Below are 19,616 nucleotides of genomic sequence, written 5' to 3'. Positions count from 1 at the left end.
GGAGAGGACGCAGCGAACGTCACTGGCCTCGTGTGCAATCTGTGGACTGCGTTGAATCTTCACCGGATGGACGGTCCGGCCTTCACGCGTTTCACGAATCTGACTGGGGAAATGCGCGGCTTGCGCCCGCCTGACTGGGGCAACGGGCGTCCGGGGGCAAGCGTGATCCAGTGCACGGAGTGCGCAATTCGCATATGGACAAGCGGGAACAGGGAACAGGGGAACAGGGAACAGATGGGTTGACCTGTTCCCTGTTCCCCGTTCCCCATTCCCGCTCTTGCTCAGTCGGTCTTGTTGTCCGGCGCGATGCGGACGGGGCCCACGCCGTCCTCGATCTTGATGTGCGGGGCCATGCGCGCGTTGGCGCCGAACGACACCAGGGGCTTGCCGCCCGCGTTGCGCGCGAATGTGTTGCCGGCCACCGTGACGCCCGAACTCTTGTCGCGGATCACCAGGCCTTGCTTGCCGTTGCCGCGGATCTTGTTGCGCTCGATCGCCACGTCGCTCGCGCCGACCGCCAGGATGCCGGCGTTGCGGTTGTCTTCGATCGTGCAATCGCGGATCGCCACCGACGTCGCGCGCTTCCACACCTGGATGCCCGGCCCGCGGTTGCGGCGGAAGATGCAGCGCTCGATGCGCACGTCCTTCGCCATGTCGCCCGCGTCGGGCTCCACGTCGATGCCGGCCGACGGCGGCGTGCCCCCGGTGTCGCTGAACTCGCAGTCGTGCACGTACACGCGCCGCGAGCGTCCGATGCTCAGGCCCTGGCGGCGATTGCCCAGGCTCGCCACGTTCGCGATCTCGATGTCGGTGCTCGGGCGCATCACGCCGCCCTTCCCCGCCTTCGTCGAGCCGATCGAAATGCCGTCGCCCCAGCAGCCCGAGATGCGCACGTCGCGCACCTTGACGTTGGACGCGCCGTAGATCGCGATGCCGTGGCCCCACTCGCCGGTGGTGCCCAGGTGCGCCTTGCGCTCGCCGAGGATCTGCCCGCCGCTGATCGTGATGTCCTGCACGCCCTGCAGCAGCAGCACGTAGGCGCGCGGCAAGGCATTCGGGATCGCACGCAGGCGCGCGTTGCGATCCATGCGCAGCTGTGTGCCGCTCGCCAGGCGCACGCTGCGTTGCGCATCGATCATGTAGTCGCCGGCCGGCACGACGACGATGCCGCCGTGCGCCGCGTCGATCGCGTCCTGGAACGCGCGCGTGTCGTCGCTGCGCCCGTCGCCGCGCGCGCCGAACTTGCGCACGTCGAACGTCGCGGCCGCAGTCGCAGCGCCCGCACCGAATACCAGCAACGGCACGCCCGCCACGGCGACGCGCAAACAGGCGCGCCGCGACACGGCGGCGCCGGAGGTCTTCGAAGGCGTCATGCGATGCGGTCCTGTCCCTGCAGGCGGCCCGTCAGCCAGGGCAGCAGCACGGCGAGCAGGTAGAACTTCGAGGCGTGGTACTTGTTGTCCAGCCGCGTGCGGTTGCGATCCAGCCAGTTGACCGCACCCGGCAACGCATGCCGCGCATCTTCGGCGAACGCATGCACCTGGTCGTAGCGCGCGGCGGCGAGCCCGCGCACGTCAAAGCGGAAGCTGCCCTTGTGCTGCACGTACGGCAGGCTCGAGAAGCGCGTGGCGATGTGCTGGCGCACGAGCACCTTGCTCAGGCCCGTGACCGGATCCATCAGCAACTCCACCGGCACGTCGCGGTAGATCCAGTCGCAGAAATGCGGATCGCAGAAGGGATAGGCGATCTTCATCGGCATCGCTTCGGCGGTGTACAGGCCCTTCGCGAAACCGCCGGCGGCCGCCGCGATCGACAGCGACATCACCCGGAATTCCTCCGGGCTCGTCGCCGTGCCGATCTCATCGAGGAACGGCTGCAGGCGCGCGCGCGACTGGTGCGCGATGGTGCGGCCGCACAGTTCGTCCACTTCCGCGTCGGTGAAGCGCGAACCGGGGAACACGCGCTCCACGGCGTTCATCTGCAACGTGCCCAGCGCGAAGCACAACTCGAAGTTGTCGCCGACCCACGGCAGTTCCGTCGTCTTGCGCGGCAGGCGCACGCCGCGCGCGAGCCACTTGAGGATCTTGTACTGCGAATTGACCGGGATGCCGAAGTACGTATCCGAGCCCAGCCCGTCGACCATGCCGTCGCCGCGCAACGACGCGATCTCGTAGGCCAGGTCGCAGTACGACAGCAACGCGAAGTCCGCGGTGAGCGACGGCATGCGCGGCGCGAGTTCGAGGTAGCGGTCGTACGCGCGGCCGGGATCGCAGGTCAGCGCTTCGTGGCGCAGGCCGAGCGTGGTGGCCACGGTGCGCGCGGACGCGACTTCGTTTTCCTCGGTGCCGCCGAGGTAGGTGATGCACGTGGTGTCGGGCCGCGCGTCGGCCAGCGCGATCGCCAGCGTCGTGGAATCCTTGCCGCCGCTCTGCAACGAGAACGGCGCGGCGATCTCCGCACAGCTGGACTCGATCGCTTCGCACAGGTGGCGATGGTAGGCCGCCACCCAGTCCGGGGACGCCACAGCGTGCCGGTCGCGCTTCTTCCCGCTGTCGCGCCAGCGGAAGCGCCATGCGTCCGGCCCGTGCGGATCGCGCCCGGCCAGGTTGGCCGAGAGCGACTGCATGTCGACGCCTTCGAAGATCGAATGCGGCGGATAGACGAACCCGTTGCGCAACACGTCGGCGACGGACACCGCATCGATCGCCTGCCCGTGCACGTCGGCGACGGGCGCGCGTGCGGCCGCCGCGGGCGACGGGGTCGTGGCAAGCGCGGACGGGGTCATCACGAGGGTCACGGCACCTGCTGTTCGCGTGCGCGATGCAACTGGATCCAGGGGAGCACCACCGCCAGCAGGTAGAACTTGGAGGCGTGGTACTTGTTGTCGAGGCGACGGCGATTGCGTTCCAGCCAGCCCGCGGCGCCCGGCAACACGTCGCGTGCCTGCACGGCGAACTCGTGCACGGTATCGAAGCGCTTGACGGCCAGGCCGCGCACGTCGAAGCGGAAACTGCCCTTGCGCTTGACGTACGGAAGATCGGGGAAGCGTGTCGCGATATGGTTGCGCACCAGCACCTTGTTGGTCCTCGTCACCGGATCGATCATCTGGTGCGGCGGGACTTCCCGGTACACCCATTCCCTGAAACGCACATCGCAGAAGGGATAGGACGCGTGCATGCCGAGCGCGCTGCACGTGTACAGGCCCTTGGCGAAGGCACCGGCAGAGCCGGCGATGGACGTGGACATGTCGCGCCATTCATCCGGGCTGCTCGCCGAGGCGATTTCCTCCAGGAACGGCGCCAGGCGCGCCTGCGATTCGCGCGAGATCGGCTGGCCGAACAATTCGTCGACTTCCGCATCGGTGAAGCGCGAACCCGGGAACACGCGCTCGATGGAGTTCATCTGCAGCGTGCCGAGCATGAAGCACAGCTCGAAGCTGCGGTCGATGAGCGGCAGTTCCGCCAGGGCCGGCGGCAGGCGCACGCCGCGCGCGAGGCGCTTGAGCAAGCGCTGCTGGCGCGACATCGGCGTACCGAAATAACTGTCGGCGCCGAGGCCGTCGATCACGCCGTCGCCGCCGCGGCCGGAGATTTCGGTCGCCAGGTCCACGTAGGACAGCAGCGCGAAGTCCGCGGTGAGCAGCGGCATGCGGTCGGCGACCGCGAGGTAGCGATCGTAGGCGCGCGCCGGATCGCACTGCAGCGATTCATGGCGCAGGCCGAGCGTCTTCGCCACCATCGTGGCGGACTCGACTTCGTTTTCCTCGCGCCCGCCCAGGTACGTCATGCACACCGTGTCGGGGCGCGCATCGGCGACCGCGATGGCGAGCGTCGTGGAATCCTTGCCGCCGCTCTGCAGCAGCCACGGGTTCTTCGACTCGCGCGTGGAGGCGGCCACCGCGTCGACGAGCAGCTTGTGGTACGTGCCGACCCAGTCGATGTCGTGGTCGGGATGCGAGGCATCGGTGTCGCCGCGCTTGCCCGAATCCCGGAACTTGAAGTGGAACTGCGGCGCCACCTGCATGTCCTGCGCCGGCGAGAAACCGAACGTCACCAGCTTGACGTCCTTGAAGATCGAGTTCGGCGGATAGACGAACGCGTTGCGCAGGATGTCGGCGACCGAGACGTAGTCGATCGGGCGATGCGGTGCGGTGTTCGCCACTTCGGAGAAATCCGGCGTGCCGTAGTACGGCGACATCGTGATCTGCAGCGGCGGCGGTCGCTGCAGGGACGGCGCGAGGGCGCGGGGATCGAGCATCGAGACATTCATGGGTCAGCGGTACGCCTGATGCTTGTTGCTGGTGGTCTGGGGGAGGTACTCGTAGTACGTGTATGCGTAGTGGCCACCGCTGCGCTTCTGGACGCCGTTGAAGATCGCGCCCTTCACTTCCACGCCGTTCTGCTCCAGGCGCTGCTTGGCCAGCGCGATTTCGCGCTGCTGGTTCAGGCCGAAACGCACCACCATCAGGCACGTGCCCACCTGGTGGCCGATCACCGCCGCGTCGGTCACCGCGAGCACCGGCGGCGTATCGATGATCACGATGTCGAAGCGCGGACCCACCTGCTCCAGCAACTCGTTGAACGCAGGGTTCATCAGCAGCTCGGACGGGTTGGGCGGGATCTCGCCGCGCGAAATGAAGGACAGGTTGTCGGCGCCGGCGACCTTGCGGATCGCTTCTTCCAGCGGGATCTGGCCGGTGATCAGTTCCGACAGGCCGCCTTCCGAACGCACGCCCACCGCGTGGTGCAGCGTGCCGCGACGCATGTCCGCATCGATCAGCAGCACCGTCTGGCCGGCCTGCGCCATGGTCACGGCGAGGTTGGCGCAAACGAAGGTCTTGCCGACGCCCGGGCTCGGCGCGGAGATCATCAGCAGGTTGTTCTTGGTCTTGAAGCGCGCGAAGTGCAGGCTCGTGCGCAGGCTGCGCAGCGCTTCCATCGCAAGGTCGGTCGGTGCGTTGAGCGCGAGCAGGCGCTGCGACCCGTTGGGGAAGCGGCTCGGGTGCATCGTGATCTCGCGGCCGCGCTCGCTGTACGGGATGGACGCGTACACCGGCAGGCCCAGCAGCTCGATGTCGGCCGGGTCTTCCACGCCGCGGCGCATCATCTGGCGGAACAGCACGAAGCCGAACATCAGCAGCGCGCCGAGCAGCGTGCCGCCGAACACCACCGGCAACGGCTTCGGCCACGCCGGGCTGTCGTAGTTGACGGCGGCCGGATCGATCACGCGCGCATTGCCGACCGCGCTGGCGCGCGCGATGTCGAGCTGCTGCGCCTGGTCGAGCAGGCTGGCGTAGGTCTGGTTGGTCACTTCCACGTCGCGCGTCAGGCGGAACAGGCCCTGCTGCGTTTCCGGCAGCGCGGCGATGCGGCCCTGCAGCTGGCCCTTCTGCGCCTGGAACTGCGCGATCTGCGACAGCACCGCCTTGTACATCGGATGCGCCGGCGTGAAGCGCGCGGCGAGGTCGGCCTGCTGGATGCGCAGCTGGCTGATGGCCGAATCGATCTGCACGGTCTGGTTGAGCAGCGACTGGTTCTGCACGCCGACATCCAGCGTCTGCGTGCGCGACTGGAACGCGGTGAGCGCGGCCTGCGCCTTGTCCAGTTCCTTGCGCACGTTGGGCAGCTGGCGCTTGACGAACTGCAGGCGCTTGGCGGCTTCGGCCGAATTGCGCGCGACGTTCTGGTGCACGTAGGCGCGGCTGACCTGCTCGAGCACCTGGCGCGCGAGCACCGGGTCTTCGTTCTCGTAGCTCAACGCGATCACGCCGGAATCGCGGCCCTGTTCGGACGCGCTGATGTCGTGGCGCAGCTTGTCGAGGATCGCCAGCGAGTTGAGGCGCGTCACTTCGAAGCGCATGCCCGGGTTCGCGTTGAGGCTGCGCACCAGCATGTTGACGCCGCCGGCCTGCACCGGCTTGCCGACGGTGCCGCGGACGAGCGCGCGGCCTTCCGGATCGTAGAGCGTGTAGGTATTCGCGTCGCCGGCGACGAGGCGCAGCGGCTGGTCGATCAGTTCCTGCGGCACGTCCAGGCGCGCGACCTGCACCGACTCGCCGCCCCAGCCGTAGCGCGCCATGCCGAACCACGGTTCGTTGACGGCGTTGGGATGCGACGGCGTGAAGTGGCGCGCGATGTAGCTGCCGAACAGCGGGAAGCGCGCCGGCTGCACCTGCACGTCCAGGTCGAGGTTGTCGAGCGCTTCGCTCAGCACCGTGCGCGAGGTGAGAAGCTGGATCTCGGTGGTGGCCGGCGATTCGGCCGGCGAGGACTGCTGCGCCGCGTTGGCGTTGAGGCCGGGGAACGTCGGCATGCGCCGTTCCACCTGCACCGTCGCATTGGCTTCGTACTTCGGCGTGGCCAGCACGACGTACAGCACGCTGAGCAGGAAGAAGGCGAGCGTGCCGAACAGGATCATGCGCTTGTGATCGCCCAGGGTGGACATCAGCGTGCGCAGGTCCAGCTCCTCGTCGCGCACCGAGGACGGGGCGATGTGCGGCGGCGGCGTGGTGCGGGTGGAAAGGTATGTCGCCATTGGTTTTTCACTCATCCATATAAGTTGGTTGAAACCCACGCCCGCTCAGGCGTCCGCTGCCTGCGCCGTGGATCCCCCTAGAACGAATCCGGTTTGAAGCGCCCCGCTCTCCTCAGGACACCTCTCGCACCCGGTCGCCCGCCGCCGCGTACCGCGGCAGGTCGGCCACCGGTGCCAGCGGCACCACCGGCGCGATGCTGGGCCGCAGCCCCGCAAGCGCCTCGACGATCCGGTCGCACACGTCCGCCTGCATGCGTTCGTCGGTCCGCAGCGTGTCCCACGCCCGACGATCGCTGACCAGGTGGAGCACCACGTCCGAGATCGTCTGTTCATGGAGGTCGAGACGACGGATGTTGGGCGCTTCACTCGTGAGCGGACCGTCAACGGCCGTATTCAGCACCAGGACAGGCGTTCCGAGCGGGGCGGCTTCGGCCGCCACGTCGCCCGACAGGGCCAGCACCAGGTGGGCCGCATCGGCCAGGTACGCGAAGTCCAGGTATTCGCCCGGCTCGACGAGGTGGATGTTGGCGAAGGCGCCGAGCATCCCGTCGATGCCATCCATGTTCCGGGAGGGCGGCAGCAGGCAGACGATGTCCAGGTCCGGGCGGCGCAGCGCGATGCGGCGCAGGGCGCGGGCCAGGGGTTCGGAGCGTTCGCCGAGCTTGTCGCGCGCCAGCACCAGCAGCAGCGGCGCGTCCTCGCGCAGGAAGCCGAAGCGCTGCACTTGCTGGCGGCGCAGGTCCTCTTCGTCGCGCAGGCGCGCGACCGCGGTGTGCAGCGTGCGGGCCGCCGGGTCGCCGGAGACGAGCACGCGCTCGGCGGACACGCCGTCGGCGATGAGCGTGCGGCCCTGCGATTCGGTGGCGGTGAAGTGCAGCGTGGCCAGCGAATCGATCACGCGGCGGGCCGCTTCCGGCGCGCTGCGCGAGGACGCGGGCCCCGCGGCTTCGATGCACGCGATCGGGATCTGCAGGTAGCTGGCGGCCAGCGCGGTGGCGACGCTGGTGGGCGCACCGGCCGGCACGATCACCATGTCGGGCCGGTATTCGGCCAGCACGCGGTCGATCGAGCCCAGGGCGGCGGACGTGGTCTGCGCGATGTCGGACGAGGCGGCGAGGTTGATGCGCACGTCTGCCGCGATGTCGAACAACGACAACACCTGTTCCGGATGTTCGGCGCACGAGGCGGCGACGCACATGCGCGCTTCGAAGCGCGCATCGCGCGACATCGCATCGGCGATCGGCGCGAGCTGCGCGGCGTCGGACGCACCGGCCACGACGTACAGCGCCTTGAGCACGTTCGGCGGCGCATGCGCCGTGGACGACGACGACGGGACCGGCGTGAGCGTCTGCACGTTCGCGGCGGGCGTGCGATGCGTGACGACGTGCGGCTCGCGGACGTGCGCCTTCGGCAAGCGACTGCCCAGCGCGGCGATGAGGTTGGGCAGGCGCGTCATGTAGGCGAACAGCAATACGCCGAACGTGGCCAGGCTCACCGACTCCGGCGCATCGCGCAGCACGAAGCCGAGGCCGCCGATCAGCAGGCCAGCGCCCGTGATCATCGCCAGCGCCATGCGCGCATTGAAACCGGCATCGAGCAGCAAGTGGTGCAGGTGCTGGCGATCGGGCTTGAACGGCGAGTTGCCCGCGCGCATGCGGCGCAGCATCACGCCGAGGGTATCCATCACCGGGATCGCCACGCACCACAGCGTGTCCACCGGCGCGAGCACGCCGACCTTGCCGTGGCTCAGATAGATCAGGCTCCACGCCATCAGGAAGCCGATGAGCGTGCTGCCCGCATCGCCCATGAAGATCTTGCGGCCGTCGGGCCAACCGAGGTTGACGCACAGGTACGGCACCAGCGCAGCGAACAGCACCTGCAGCAGGAGCAGCACGCCCAGCACCGGGAACCCGCCGTTGGCGAACAGCAGGATCGTGCCGATCGTGACCATCGCCATGCCCGCGGCGAGGCCGTCGATGCCGTCCATCATGTTGAAGGCGTTGACCAGGCCGATCACCGCGATGATCGTCACCGGGATGCCGAGCAGGCCGATCTGCAGTTCCATGTCGCCGAGCAGGTGGCCCGCGCTATCCAGGTACACGCCCGTCGCGCCGATCACGAGCCACGCGGTGCAGCACTGGATCACCAGGCGCGCCTTGACGCTCATGTCGTGCAGGTCGTCGACCAGGCCGGTCATGACGATCAGCGCGCACGGCACGAGCAGGCTCGCGACGAACGCATCGATGTAGCCCAGGTACAACAGGCCCGCGACGGTGCCGGCGAAGAAGCACAGGCCGCCGATCAGCGGGACGCGACCCTTGTGCGCTTTCCGTCCGCCGGGCTTGTCGACCAGCCCGAGCCGCCGCGCCATCGGGCGCAGGGAAAAAATCGCGAAGAGGGTGACGGCCAACGCGATCGCACTCGCGGCCACCAGTTTTGCTTCTTCCATGCGCGCCTCTCGATGACCGGACACCAGGCGCCGCGTACATGCGGAACCCCTTTCCGGCACCACCGCTTCGTGTTCACGAATGTGTCGGTGGTGCAGGTTCGGGAGAGGCTATTGAGAGGGAGTTGATGGAAAGATGAAGAAATCCCGTTAAAACGCGGATTTCGTGAACCCTTCGTACAGGGACCGTTGCCTTTCGTCGGCGTGGCCGCTGGGCTTGTCGGACTGCGTTTCCTCCGGGGATGCGTCGTTGCCGACCGTGCGCGACGCAACGCGCGCCACGCGTTGGCATCGATCCTGCATTGGCCCTACAGGTGCATGCGCCAATCGTGCGCCATGCGGTCGATGTCGCGGTACGAGGCTTCGAACACCGGCTGCGTCTTGCCGTAGGGATCGGAGACTTCGGTGTTCCCGCTCCACCGCCCCATGAGGAACGTCTTGCCGCGCGCCTGCGGGGAAATCGCGTGGATGGCGTCCAGGTGCCGCTTCTGCATGGCCAGCACGAGGTCGGCGGTGCCGATCATCGCCGCGGTGACCTGGCGCGCGACGTGTTCGGTGCCCGACAGGCCGTTGGCTTCGAGCACGCGTTGCGCGAGCGGATCGATGGGATTGCCGACCAGCGCGGCGAGGCCCGCCGATTCGACGCGCACGTGGTCGCCGCCGCCGAGGTGGTGGCGCAGGACGATTTCGGCCATGGGGCTTCGGCAGATGTTGCCGACGCAGACGATCAGGATGCGTTCGATCATGGCGCGAGTGTAAACACCCGCCGGCATGCACGCTTGCTCACGCGCGCGTCACGCCGGTGCCGGTGCCGGCTCCAGTTGCAGTTGCCAGTAGCCCACGTCGATCCAGCGATCGTGCTTGAAGCCCACCTGTTCGAAGTGGGCCACCTTGCGGAAGCCGAGGCGCTCGTGCAGCGCGATGCTCGCCGCGTTCGGCAACGCGATGCCGCCGATGACCGTGTGCAGCGAATGCGCGCGCAGGCGGTGCACGAGTGCGGTGTAGAGCGCCGTACCCAGGCCGCGGCCCATCTGCTCGGGCGCGAGGTACACCGTGGACTCGGCGGCGAAGCGATACGCGTGGCGTGCGCGCCAACGCGTGGCGTACGCATAGCCGACCACCCCGCCCTCGCCTTCCGCGACGAGCCACGGCAACGGCAGCGCCTGCGTGTCGGCGATGCGCGCGGCCATGTCGTCGGCGCTGACCGGCGCGGTTTCGAACGTCACGCACGTCGAGGCGATGTAGTGGTTGTAGATCGTCGCGAGGGCGGGCGCATCGGTGCGGGTGGCGTCGCGGAGCGTGGCGAGGGAGCGCATCGGGCCGAGTCTAGCGGTTGCATCGCCCGGGTTCGAAGCCCACCCTGCCCGCATGGAGACCCCCGCACCGTCGGCGTGGACCTGCCCCACCTGCGGGGGCCGCGTCGACACGGCGTTCTGCGCGTGCTGCGGGGAGCGCCGGCTGGAACGCCGCGACCTGGCGATGCGCAGCCTGTTCGATCGCGTGGCGCATGCGCTCACCAGCGTCGATGGCCGCGTGCTGCGCACCGCATGGACCTTGTTCCGCCGCCCCGGCGCATTGACCGTCGCCTACCTCACCGGGCGCCGCAAACCCTTCATCGCGCCGTTGCAGGTCTTCATCCTGGCGAACGTCGTGTTCTTCGCGATCCAGTCGTTCTCGGCGGCCAACGTGTTCGGCGCGAAGCTCGAATCGCACCTGCACCAGCAGGACTGGGCGCCGTGGGCGCAGGACGTGGTGGCGCACCGGCTCGCACCGTCGCATCGCACGGTGGCCGAATACGCGCCGGTGTTCGATCGCGCGGTGGAGCGCAACGCGAAGTCGCTGGTGTTCCTGATGGCCATCCCGTTCGCGCTGCTGCTGGCCGCGATGTTCCGGCGGCGGCGATTGCCCTTCATCACGCACGCGACGTTTTCGCTGCATTCGTGGGCGTTCCTGCTGGTCGTGTTTTCGTTCGCGACCTTGTTCGCCGATGCGGATGCGTTGCGTGGCGGCGCGGGATTGCGTTCGGCGATGCTGGACAACGTGTTGACGACGGTGTGCATCGTCGCGTGCCTGCTGCACATGCGCGCGGCGCTGGGGCCGGTGTACGGGATCCTGGGCGGAAGGCGCTTGCTGGCGAGCGTGTTGCTGACGCTGGCGGTGGGCGTGATCGTGCTCGGCTATCGATGGTTGCTGTTCGTGATCACGGTCTACTCGACGACGTGAGCGGACAACGGAAGGCCCGCTTGCGCGGGCCTCCTGCGAATTGCTGGAGCGGCATCAGCTCTTCAGGCAAGCGCTCTGCGCGGCCTTGTACTCGGCGCCCTTCTTGCCCTTGTTCTGCGCGGAGCACTTCGCCATGCGCTCCTGCGAGGACATCTTCGCCGGCGCCGCGGCGGGCTGGGCCTTGAGGCAGGCGCTTTGCGCGGCCTTGTACGCCTCGCCCGTCTTGCCCTTGTTGGCCGCCGAGCAGCTGGCCATCTTCTGTTGCTGGGCGGTGGGTGCCTTGGTGGCGGCAGATTGTGTCGCCGCCGCCTGGCCGGCGGGCGTGGCCGCGAAGGCCGACGTGGAAACCGTGAGCATCAATGCGAGCAAGCCAAGTCGAATGTTCATGGGACCTCCGATGGACGCGCATGCACAGGCGGGATGCCTGGCGCGTCGGGCGGCCACACGTTAGTCCTGCCGCGATCGAAGTAACGGCAAATGTGGATTAAGTTTTTTTAATCCAGCGAAGCCCGGGCAAACGGGGACATCCAGTCGTACGCATTGTTGCGTCCTAGCCGAATCCTTCGCTCCATTCTTGTTGATCAACTACGTACGCATCCACATGAAAGCCATCCTGTTGCTCCCGGAACCCTGGCAACAGCAGGTAACCAGCGATTGCCTGGTTGGCTTTCTCGGCTGAGGAAAACACGCCAAGAATCTTTTCGTCGTCCTGCAACTTCCCGGGATTTGCATGTGACAACAAATAGACCGTGTTTTCATTCCGGGTGTTCAAATGCGATCTCCTCGCGCAGTGGCTCACGAGTCCAAGGAACGTCAATGCTGTCCCGCCAAGCGCACCAGCCAGGAGCAAGGTCGGCCAAGTCCAGAAGCGTTGGGTCCATTTCGACGGGAAGACACATTTCGACGACCACAACGTCCGACGGCGGGTCCGCGCCGTCCAGGAATTGCCAGCCATGATCGTCGTCATCGTGTGTTACGAAAAGGATGGGGTGTCCGTCATACACGACTGACTTGGAAACGAGCGCTGCAGAATATGGAGTTTGATCGAAGCGCCACATTGAGATTCGAGCCGACGGAAGAACAGGGTCAGAGTAACAATTCCCAGGAGTCCGCCAATGCCAGGAGCGGACACTGCTGCGCAGATCGACCTACCGTGAACGCGCCCAGGCAAATGCAACGAGCGCGGCGCCAAGACACATGCCAGTCCCGATGAGATGCACGAAATCCACCGCCCGGATGGTGGCGAGGGACGGGCGAGCGAGCATGCTGCAGAGACTCATGAGGCCAAAGGCAGCAAGAACGAAGGCGATTCGAAACGATTCGCGGCGTGAGCTCATGGAGGGTCACCTCTCAAGCGTTGTGGACGAGGAGTTGGAACGTGACGTGGTGCGGTGCGTGCTACGACTTCTTCATGGCGGCGTGCGGGGAAGCAGTCTCCGAGTGACCAACGGCAGCATTCGGCCAAAAGCGGGTGCTCGCCAGTCCCGTTACCTAGGCGACCTCACAGTTATGCAGAAGTGCAAAGCATCGGCGCCACCACCGTGTTTTTCTTGCCAGTCCAACGCGCCAGCTTGGATCGACTTGCGCGCGTCCGCGGCAGCCTCAGCAACCGAAAGGTGTTCGGTGAAGGTATTCAAGTAGCCAGCGCTGCCATGCCCAACGCGACCGTCAGGCGCCTTTACCCAGCCCTCCCAGCCCAGGATCAGAGTCGATTGCGACTCTAAGTAGTTGATTGCTTCCAATGCATCGGCGAGGGGAAGCACGATCTCCCCCTTGGAGATTGATCGCTTCTGAAGGTGGGGCGGAATGTTGTCGAGTTGGCTCACGCCGCGAGCTTATGCAGGCAGGGTCCGACTCACAAGCCGAGCAGACGCTCAGCACTTAGGCTCGCCGAATATCCCCCTGGGTCGAAAGCGGACAGCAAGGTGATTACGGAGTGGCCTCCCCCGCCAGCCCCCAGGCGCGAAAAGGAAAAAGGGCCTGCAAGATGGTGCCTTGCAAGCCCCTGTTCCAACTGGTGCTACTCGCGCTTTGCCCTTGTCACCAAGGCGAGCGTGAATGTGCGCACCCACTCGGACGCCATTCTGTCGGTGACGGTGCATCGCGTTTCGACTTCGATCTGGAGGTCGGGACAATGCGGCACGACGATGTAGCCGGTTTTCTGGTCACCAACCATCAGGCACTCCCTCCCCTCAGCCATGTGCAGCGCAACGAGCAGGCAAAGGCAGGCATCCAACTTGTCCTGGTCGGTCTTGTGCGGGCGATCCTTGTCCCGCGCCTCATCCATCCAGCGAGCTATGCCACCAAGACTCAATTTTCTAAATGCAGCGGACGCCTCGCGGCAAAGGAATTGCCAATCGTCCAACGAAAACGTCTTTCTGCGCTCCGGGTTGTACTTGGGAAGGCGCCCCGCACGACGCGCATCCTCCCGAAGCCAGCCAAGCGCGATCAGCGCCAGGACCGGGTAGGTTTCAAAGACAACGGCGCCATCGGGTCGGGGAGTCAACGGGTCGCCTGCGCCGCCGAACTGATTGATGAAGGCCCATACCGGCGCGCCTTCGCCAAACATGTCTGCTCGTGCCGTGTTGGCCGGCTGCATGCCCCCATACCGAAGACTCACGCAGGAAGAAACGATGTTTTCGACAGGGCGTTGGCCTGCGCTGTTGTTCACGATCGTCGGCTGGTCGAGCAGGATGACGGTGGAGACCGGGGCGTGTTCGGCCTGCCACTTGCGAATTGCATCTTCAGCTTCCCGGAAGTTTGCGATTTGCGGATCGCCAAGAACCTGAAACGCGCCATCATCGTTTTGGATGGCGGCGACGATCGCTCCGCGCTTCCCTGGGGTCCAGGCCGAATCGAAACCAACCAGCAGTGTCGTCATTTCAGATGTATTGCTGCGGACTATTCCCGGCTTGCCACTCACAATGCATCAACGCAGGGGGGCTTACCGCTACCCAATTCAGGGGATGGGTACATGGACCCCAGCGCGCAAAAAGAAAAAGGGCCTGCAAGGTGGTGCCCTGCAAGCCCTTGTTTCTACTGGTGCCGGAAATAGGAATCGAACCTACGACCTACGCATTACGAATGCGCCGCTCTACCAACTGAGCTATTCCGGCGAGGGCGTGAATTCTAGGGGCGCGGGGGTGGCCGGGTCAATCGACCAGCGTGACCCGCAGCTCCTTCGGCAGCGCGAACACCATGTCCTCGGGTTCGCCGGACAGCTCGCGGACGCCACCGGCGCCCAGTTCGCGCAGGCGTTCGATCACGCCGCGGACCAGGACGTCCGGCGCGCTGGCGCCCGCCGTCACGCCGATGTGCTTGCGGCCCGCGACCCAGCGCGGGTCGATCTCGCTCGCGCCGTCGATCAGGTGCGCTTCCACGCCCTCGCGCTCGGCGAGTTCGCGCAGGCGGTTGGAATTGGAGCTGTTGGGCGAACCGACGACCAGCACGAGGTCGCATTCGCGCGTGAGTTCGCGCACGGCGTCCTGGCGGTTCTGCGTGGCGTAGCAGATGTCGTCGTTCTTCGGGCCCTGGATGTGCGGGAAACGCGTGCGCAGGGCGTCGATGATGGTGCGCGTGTCGTCCACCGACAGCGTGGTCTGCGTGGTGTACGAGCAATGCTCGGGCTGGCCGATGTGCAGGCGCGCGACGTCGTCGATGCTTTCGATGAGGTAGATGCGCCCGGTGCCGGCCTGCGCGTTCCACTGCCCCATCGTGCCTTCCACTTCCGGGTGCCCGGCGTGGCCGATCAGCACCATGTCGCGGCCGGCGCGGCATTGGCGCGCGACTTCCAGGTGCACCTTGGTCACCAGCGGGCACGTGGCGTCGAACACCTTCAGCCCGCGGCGCGTGGCTTCCTGGCGCACCGCCTGCGACACGCCATGCGCGGAGAAGATCACCGTCGCGTTGTCCGGCACTTCGTCCAGTTCCTCGACGAACACGGCGCCGCGATGCTTGAGGTCGTCGACCACGAAGCGGTTGTGCACGACTTCGTGCCGCACGTAGATCGGCGCGCCCAGCGTTTCGAGCGCGCGTTTGACGATCTCGATGGCGCGGTCGACGCCGGCGCAGAAACCGCGCGGGTTGGCGAGCAGGATGTCCATGGCGGGCGCGATTATCGCGCGTTCCCCGCCTTCTTGCCGTGCAGCAGGCCGAACAGGGCGATCCCGATGGCGCCGCAGACGATCGCCGAGTCGGCGATGTTGAAGGCCGGCCACGCGTGGTCGCGCCAATACCACTGGATGAAATCGACCACGTGGCCGTGGCGGAGGCGGTCGATCACGTTGCCCACCGCCCCGCCGATCACCAGCGCGAACGGCAGCGCCGTGCGCCAGTCGTGGCGCGGGGTGCGCGAGAGCCAGAACGCCAGCAGCGCGCTCACGCCGAACGCCAGCGCGGTGAACACCCACTTCTGCCAGCCGCCCGCCTCGCTCAGGAAACTGAAGGCGGCGCCGGTGTTGTAGCTGCGGTACCAGTTCCAGAACCCGTCGATGACGGGCACGGCCTGGTATTCGGGCAGGCGCGCGAGCACCCAGGCCTTCGACAGCTGGTCGAGGCCGATCACCGCGGCGGAGACCAGCAGCCACGGCAGTGCGTTGGGACGTTGCTGCATCAGAAGAACTTCCTCGTTTCGCCCGGGCCATCCACGTTGGAGACGCAGCGGCCACACAGTTCGGGATGCGCGGCCACGCTGCCGATGTCGCCGCGGTGCTGCCAGCAGCGCACGCACTTGGGCTTGTCGGTGCGCGTGGCGGTGATGGCGATGTCCTTCGCGGCGTCGTCGGCGATGAGCTGCACGTCGCCGCTGATCAGCAGGAAGCGCAGTTCGTCGACGAAGGGCGCGAGCCAGTTCTGCTGCGTGACACCGCAGCGCAGGCCGATCTCCGCTTCCAGCGCGGCGCCGATGTCGCCGGCGGCGCGCATGGGTTCGAGCACCTTGGCGATGTCGTCGCGCAGCGCGAGCAGGCGGTCCATGTCGTCGACCGACAACGGGGCGTCGTCGGGCAACGGCGCGAGGCCTTCGTACCAGGTGGCGAAGAGCACGTGCCCTTCCCGCTTGCCCGGCACGTGCGCCCACATCTCGTCGGCGGTGAACGACAGGATCGGCGCGATCCAGCGCACGAACGCTTCGCTGATGCGGTACATCGCGGACTGCGCCGAACGCCGCGCGGGCGAATCCTCGCGCAGCGTGTACAGGCGGTCCTTGGTGACGTCGAGGTACAACGCACCAAGGTCCACGCTGCAGAAGTTGCCGAGCGCCTGCACGATCTCCGCGAAGTCGTAGCGCGCGTACGCGGCGATGAGCTTGAGTTGCAGCGCATGCGCGCGGTGCACGATCCAGCGATCCAGCGCCACCATGTCCTCGAGCGGCTGCAGGTCGCGCGCCGGATCGAAGCCATGCAGGTTGCCGAGCAGGAAGCGCGCGGTGTTGCGGATGCGGCGGTACACGTCGCCGGTGCGCTTGAGGATCTCGTCCGACACGGCGATTTCGTTGCTGTAGTCGGTGGAGGCGATCCACAGGCGCAGCACGTCGGCGCCCATCTGGTCGATGACCTTCTGCGGCTCGATCGTGTTGCCGAGCGACTTCGACATCTTCCGGCCGTTCTGGTCGACCGTGAAGCCGTGCGTGAGCACCTGGCGATACGGCGCGTGGCCATCCATCGCGATGCCCGTGAGCAGCGACGACTGGAACCAGCCGCGATGCTGGTCGGAGCCTTCGAGGTACAGGTCGGCCGGCTTGCGCAGCTGGTCTTCCGGACGCTGCGCGAGCACGCACTCGTGGCTCACGCCCGAGTCCAGCCACACGTCCAGGATGTCGACGATCTTGTCGTACTTGTGCGCGGTGGCGCCCAGCAGTTCCTTCGCGTCGAGCGAATACCAGGCATCCACGCCGTCGCGTTCGACGCGCTCGGCCACCTGGCGCATCAGCGCCGGCGAATCCGGATGCGGCTCGCCCGTTTCGCGATCGACGAACAACGCGATCGGCACGCCCCACGTGCGCTGGCGCGAGATGCACCAGTCGGGGCGGCCTTCCACCATCGCGAAGATGCGCGCTTCGCCCCAGCCCGGGAACCATTCGACCTTGCCGATCGCATTGAGCGCGTCGCGGCGCAGGCCGGCCTGTTCCATCGAGATGAACCACTGCGGCGTGGCGCGGAACGCCACCGGCGTCTTGTGGCGCCAGCAATGCGGATAGCTGTGCACGAGCTTGGCGAAGGCGAGCAGCGCACGGTTGTCGCGCAGCACGTCGACGATCGCGTCGTTCGCTTTCCAGATGTGCATGCCCGCCAGCACGACGTCGCCCGCGGGCGGCGTGGACGGCAGGTACACGCCGCGGCCGTCGACGGGATTCATCTGCGCGGCGGTGTAGTTGTCGGTCAGGCCATAGCGCAGGCCGACCGCGAAGTCTTCCTGGCCGTGGCCCGGCGCGGTGTGCACGGCGCCGGTGCCGTCTTCGGCGGACACGTGGTCGCCGAGGATCAGCGGGATCTCGCGGTCGTAGAACGGATGCTGCAGGCGCTGGCCTTCGAGCTCCACGCCCTGCGCACGCGCATGCACGACGTAATCGGTGACGCCGTAACGCGCGAGCGCTTTCTCCGCGAGCGCTTCGGCGAGCACCAGCCACAGGCGATTGCCGTCGCGCGCGGGGCCTTCGACCAGCACGTAATCCAGTTCCGGGCCCAGCGTGACCGCGAGGCTGGCGGGCAGCGTCCACGGCGTGGTGGTCCAGATCGGCACGGCGACGTCGACGCCTTCCGGCACCGCAACGCCGAACGCCGAAGCAAGCGCCTGCGGCTGCCGCGCGCGATACGCGACGTCGATCGCAGGCGAGGTCTTGTCCTGGTATTCGATCTCCGCCTCGGCGAGCGCCGAGCCGCAATCGAAGCACCAGTGCACGGGCTTCACGCCGCGCGCGAGGTGCCCGCGTTCGATGATCTTCGCCAGCGCGCGCAGCATGTCCGCTTCGTAGCGGAAATCCATGGTCTGGTACGGACGATCCCAGAGACCGACCACGCCCAGGCGCTTGAAGTCGCGACGCTGGCCGTCGATCTGCTCGCCGGCGTATTCGCGGCACTTCGCGCGGAAGGCGGCGGCGTCGAGCTTGTCGCCGACCTTGCCGAACTTCTTCTCGACCACGAGTTCGATCGGCAGGCCGTGGCAATCCCAGCCGGGCACGTAGGGCGCATCGAAGCCGGACAGCAGCTTCGACTTCACCACCATGTCCTTGAGCACCTTGTTGACCGCGTGCCCGATGTGGATCGCGCCGTTGGCGTACGGCGGGCCGTCGTGCAGCACGAACAGGGGACGGCCGGCGGCGTGTTCGCGGATGCGCGCGTACAGGCCCTCGCTTTCCCAGCGCGCGAGCGCGACGGGTTCGCGCTTGGGCAGGTCGCCGCGCATCGGGAAGTCCGTCGCGGGCAAATGGATGGTGGCCTTGTAATCGGTGGTCACGCGAATGCCTGGTGCGGGGAATGGGAGAGGACGTCGCGCGCCTGCGCCGCGTCGCGATCCATCTGGACGACGAGCGAAGGCAGGTCCGCGAAGGTGAGCTCGTCGCGCAGGTGCGCCACGAACTCCACGGCGATGCGGCGACCGTACAGGTCGCCGTCGAAGTCGAACAGGTGCGCTTCGAGCAAAGGCTCGATGCCTTCCACCGTCGGCCGAGTGCCGAAACTGGCGACGGAGGCGTGCGCATTCAAGCCATCGCCATGCACCCGCACCGCGTAGATGCCCTGCAGCGGCGGGCGCTTGCCGCCGTAGCGCAGGTTGGCGGTGGGATAGCCGAGCGTGCGCCCGAGCTGCTTGCCGCGCACGACGCGGCCGGCGATCGCATAGCGACGGCCGAGGAAGCGCGCGGCGGTGTCGAAGTCGCCGGTCTGCAGCGCGCCGCGGATGCGCGTGCTGGAGACGCGTTCGCCGTCGACCATCACCTGCGGGATCGTGTCGGCGATGAACCCGAGTTCAGCCCCGAGGCGCTGCAGCAAGGCGAGATCGCCGGTGCGGCCCTTGCCGAAGCGGAAATCGGGACCGATCCAGATTTCGCGCGCGCCGAGGCGTTGCACCAGCACCTCGCGCACAAAGCGCTCGGCGTCCATCGAGGCCAGGCGCGCGTTGAAGCGCAGCAAGCCCACGACATCGACGCCCGCGTCGCGCAGGCCTTCGAATTTCGCGCGGGGCAGCGTGAGGCGCGGCGGCGGATCGGCGGGCTGGAAGAATTCGCGCGGCAGCGGTTCGAAACTCAACGCGACCGCGGGCACGCCGATGGCGCGCGCACGCTCGACCGCGCGGCGCACCAGCGCGCGATGACCGAGGTGCAGTCCGTCGAAGGCGCCGATGCAGACCACGCTGCCTTGGGGGCACAAGGGCCCGCCTTCGACGTCACGGAACAGCCTGCTCATGGAACGCGGGAGTA

16 protein-coding genes and 1 tRNA gene are annotated in these 19,616 nt (G+C 67.1%); 1 reads left to right on the top strand and 16 read right to left on the bottom strand.

Annotated elements, in window-relative coordinates; translation table 11 throughout:
- Positions 1 to 281: 281 nt before the first annotated feature.
- The 7 genes from LYSHEL_RS11890 to LYSHEL_RS11860 form a co-directional block, all read right to left on the bottom strand.
- Positions 282 to 1,373: a right-handed parallel beta-helix repeat-containing protein gene (locus LYSHEL_RS11890; protein WP_213434249.1), complete on the bottom strand. Its 1,092-nt coding sequence runs from the start codon at positions 1,371 to 1,373 to the stop codon at positions 282 to 284.
- Positions 1,370 to 2,785, bottom strand: a complete 1,416-nt coding sequence (locus tag LYSHEL_RS11885) for an asparagine synthase-related protein (RefSeq protein ID WP_213434248.1) — start codon at positions 2,783 to 2,785, stop codon at positions 1,370 to 1,372. The genes LYSHEL_RS11890 and LYSHEL_RS11885 overlap by 4 nt, the downstream gene beginning before the upstream one ends.
- An 8-nt stretch (positions 2,786 to 2,793) precedes the next feature.
- Complete coding sequence (locus LYSHEL_RS11880) at positions 2,794 to 4,257, bottom strand: asparagine synthase-related protein (RefSeq protein WP_213434247.1); 1,464 nt, start codon at positions 4,255 to 4,257, stop codon at positions 2,794 to 2,796.
- Positions 4,258 to 4,272: 15 nt separating this feature from the next.
- Entirely contained in the window at positions 4,273 to 6,534 is a 2,262-nt protein-coding gene (locus tag LYSHEL_RS11875; protein ID WP_213434246.1) for a polysaccharide biosynthesis tyrosine autokinase, read from the bottom strand.
- 112 nt (positions 6,535 to 6,646) lie between these two features.
- Entirely contained in the window at positions 6,647 to 8,983 is a 2,337-nt protein-coding gene (locus LYSHEL_RS11870) for a UDP-N-acetylglucosamine 2-epimerase (RefSeq protein ID WP_213434245.1), read from the bottom strand.
- A gap of 305 nt (positions 8,984 to 9,288) precedes the next feature.
- Entirely contained in the window at positions 9,289 to 9,726 is a 438-nt protein-coding gene (locus LYSHEL_RS11865) for a low molecular weight protein-tyrosine-phosphatase (RefSeq protein ID WP_213434244.1), read from the bottom strand.
- 48 nt (positions 9,727 to 9,774) lie between these two features.
- A complete protein-coding gene (locus tag LYSHEL_RS11860) occupies positions 9,775 to 10,296 on the bottom strand; it encodes an arsinothricin resistance N-acetyltransferase ArsN1 family B (RefSeq protein ID WP_213434243.1) in 522 nt (173 codons plus the stop codon).
- A 52-nt stretch (positions 10,297 to 10,348) separates the two neighbouring features.
- Here LYSHEL_RS11860 and LYSHEL_RS11855 point away from each other — a divergent pair, with 52 nt between their 5' ends.
- Positions 10,349 to 11,203: a DUF3667 domain-containing protein gene (locus tag LYSHEL_RS11855; protein ID WP_213434242.1), complete on the top strand. Its 855-nt coding sequence runs from the start codon at positions 10,349 to 10,351 to the stop codon at positions 11,201 to 11,203.
- A gap of 54 nt (positions 11,204 to 11,257) precedes the next feature.
- On the opposite strand, the gene LYSHEL_RS11850 is transcribed toward LYSHEL_RS11855, so the two are convergent.
- The 9 genes from LYSHEL_RS11850 to LYSHEL_RS11810 form a co-directional block, all read right to left on the bottom strand.
- On the bottom strand, positions 11,258 to 11,590 hold the full coding sequence (locus LYSHEL_RS11850) for a PsiF family protein (RefSeq protein WP_244858534.1): 333 nt from the start codon (positions 11,588 to 11,590) through the stop codon (positions 11,258 to 11,260).
- Positions 11,591 to 11,753: 163 nt separating this feature from the next.
- Entirely contained in the window at positions 11,754 to 12,170 is a 417-nt protein-coding gene (locus LYSHEL_RS11845) for a DUF7336 domain-containing protein (RefSeq protein ID WP_213434241.1), read from the bottom strand.
- A 520-nt stretch (positions 12,171 to 12,690) separates the two neighbouring features.
- The gene (locus tag LYSHEL_RS11840; RefSeq protein ID WP_213434240.1) at positions 12,691 to 13,029 is read right to left on the bottom strand and encodes a hypothetical protein; all 339 of its coding nucleotides are present in this window, start codon (positions 13,027 to 13,029) and stop codon (positions 12,691 to 12,693) included.
- Positions 13,030 to 13,223: 194 nt separating this feature from the next.
- Positions 13,224 to 14,084: a DUF429 domain-containing protein gene (locus tag LYSHEL_RS11835; protein ID WP_213434239.1), complete on the bottom strand. Its 861-nt coding sequence runs from the start codon at positions 14,082 to 14,084 to the stop codon at positions 13,224 to 13,226.
- 159 nt (positions 14,085 to 14,243) lie between these two features.
- Positions 14,244 to 14,319 (bottom strand) — tRNA-Thr (locus LYSHEL_RS11830).
- A gap of 36 nt (positions 14,320 to 14,355) precedes the next feature.
- Positions 14,356 to 15,306, bottom strand: coding sequence for a 4-hydroxy-3-methylbut-2-enyl diphosphate reductase (gene ispH, locus LYSHEL_RS11825; RefSeq protein WP_213434238.1), 951 nt, complete (start codon positions 15,304 to 15,306; stop codon positions 14,356 to 14,358).
- A gap of 11 nt (positions 15,307 to 15,317) precedes the next feature.
- A complete protein-coding gene (lspA, locus tag LYSHEL_RS11820; RefSeq protein ID WP_213434237.1) occupies positions 15,318 to 15,815 on the bottom strand; it encodes a signal peptidase II in 498 nt (165 codons plus the stop codon).
- Complete coding sequence (gene ileS, locus LYSHEL_RS11815; RefSeq protein ID WP_213434236.1) at positions 15,815 to 18,655, bottom strand: isoleucine--tRNA ligase; 2,841 nt, start codon at positions 18,653 to 18,655, stop codon at positions 15,815 to 15,817. The genes lspA and ileS overlap by 1 nt, the downstream gene beginning before the upstream one ends.
- A complete protein-coding gene (locus LYSHEL_RS11810; protein ID WP_213434235.1) occupies positions 18,652 to 19,602 on the bottom strand; it encodes a bifunctional riboflavin kinase/FAD synthetase in 951 nt (316 codons plus the stop codon). The genes ileS and LYSHEL_RS11810 overlap by 4 nt, the downstream gene beginning before the upstream one ends.
- Between the last annotated feature and the right edge of the window lie 14 nt (positions 19,603 to 19,616).

The organism is Lysobacter helvus (assembly GCF_018406645.1).
GTDB lineage: Bacteria > Pseudomonadota > Gammaproteobacteria > Xanthomonadales > Xanthomonadaceae > Noviluteimonas > Noviluteimonas caseinilytica.
Note: the sequence above shows the minus strand (reverse complement) of the source record. Positions and strands in the feature narration are given on the sequence as shown.

Excerpts from the sequence above, each read along its gene's own strand:
- LYSHEL_RS11845 (WP_213434241.1), bottom strand. The coding sequence starts at position 12,170 with ATGACGACGATCATGGCTGGCAATTCCTGGACGGCGCGGACCCGCCGT.
- LYSHEL_RS11885 (WP_213434248.1), bottom strand. The coding sequence starts at position 2,785 with ATGACCCCGTCCGCGCTTGCCACGACCCCGTCGCCCGCGGCGGCCGCA.
- LYSHEL_RS11865 (WP_213434244.1), bottom strand. The coding sequence starts at position 9,726 with ATGATCGAACGCATCCTGATCGTCTGCGTCGGCAACATCTGCCGAAGC.
- LYSHEL_RS11890 (WP_213434249.1), bottom strand. The coding sequence starts at position 1,373 with ATGACGCCTTCGAAGACCTCCGGCGCCGCCGTGTCGCGGCGCGCCTGT.
- LYSHEL_RS11850 (WP_244858534.1), bottom strand. The coding sequence starts at position 11,590 with ATGAACATTCGACTTGGCTTGCTCGCATTGATGCTCACGGTTTCCACG.
- LYSHEL_RS11835 (WP_213434239.1), bottom strand. The coding sequence starts at position 14,084 with ATGACGACACTGCTGGTTGGTTTCGATTCGGCCTGGACCCCAGGGAAG.
- ispH (WP_213434238.1), bottom strand. The coding sequence starts at position 15,306 with ATGGACATCCTGCTCGCCAACCCGCGCGGTTTCTGCGCCGGCGTCGAC.
- LYSHEL_RS11875 (WP_213434246.1), bottom strand. The coding sequence starts at position 6,534 with ATGGCGACATACCTTTCCACCCGCACCACGCCGCCGCCGCACATCGCC.
- lspA (WP_213434237.1), bottom strand. The coding sequence starts at position 15,815 with ATGCAGCAACGTCCCAACGCACTGCCGTGGCTGCTGGTCTCCGCCGCG.
- LYSHEL_RS11855 (WP_213434242.1), top strand. The coding sequence starts at position 10,349 with ATGGAGACCCCCGCACCGTCGGCGTGGACCTGCCCCACCTGCGGGGGC.
- LYSHEL_RS11870 (WP_213434245.1), bottom strand. The coding sequence starts at position 8,983 with ATGGAAGAAGCAAAACTGGTGGCCGCGAGTGCGATCGCGTTGGCCGTC.
- LYSHEL_RS11810 (WP_213434235.1), bottom strand. The coding sequence starts at position 19,602 with ATGAGCAGGCTGTTCCGTGACGTCGAAGGCGGGCCCTTGTGCCCCCAA.
- LYSHEL_RS11880 (WP_213434247.1), bottom strand. The coding sequence starts at position 4,257 with ATGCTCGATCCCCGCGCCCTCGCGCCGTCCCTGCAGCGACCGCCGCCG.
- LYSHEL_RS11860 (WP_213434243.1), bottom strand. The coding sequence starts at position 10,296 with ATGCGCTCCCTCGCCACGCTCCGCGACGCCACCCGCACCGATGCGCCC.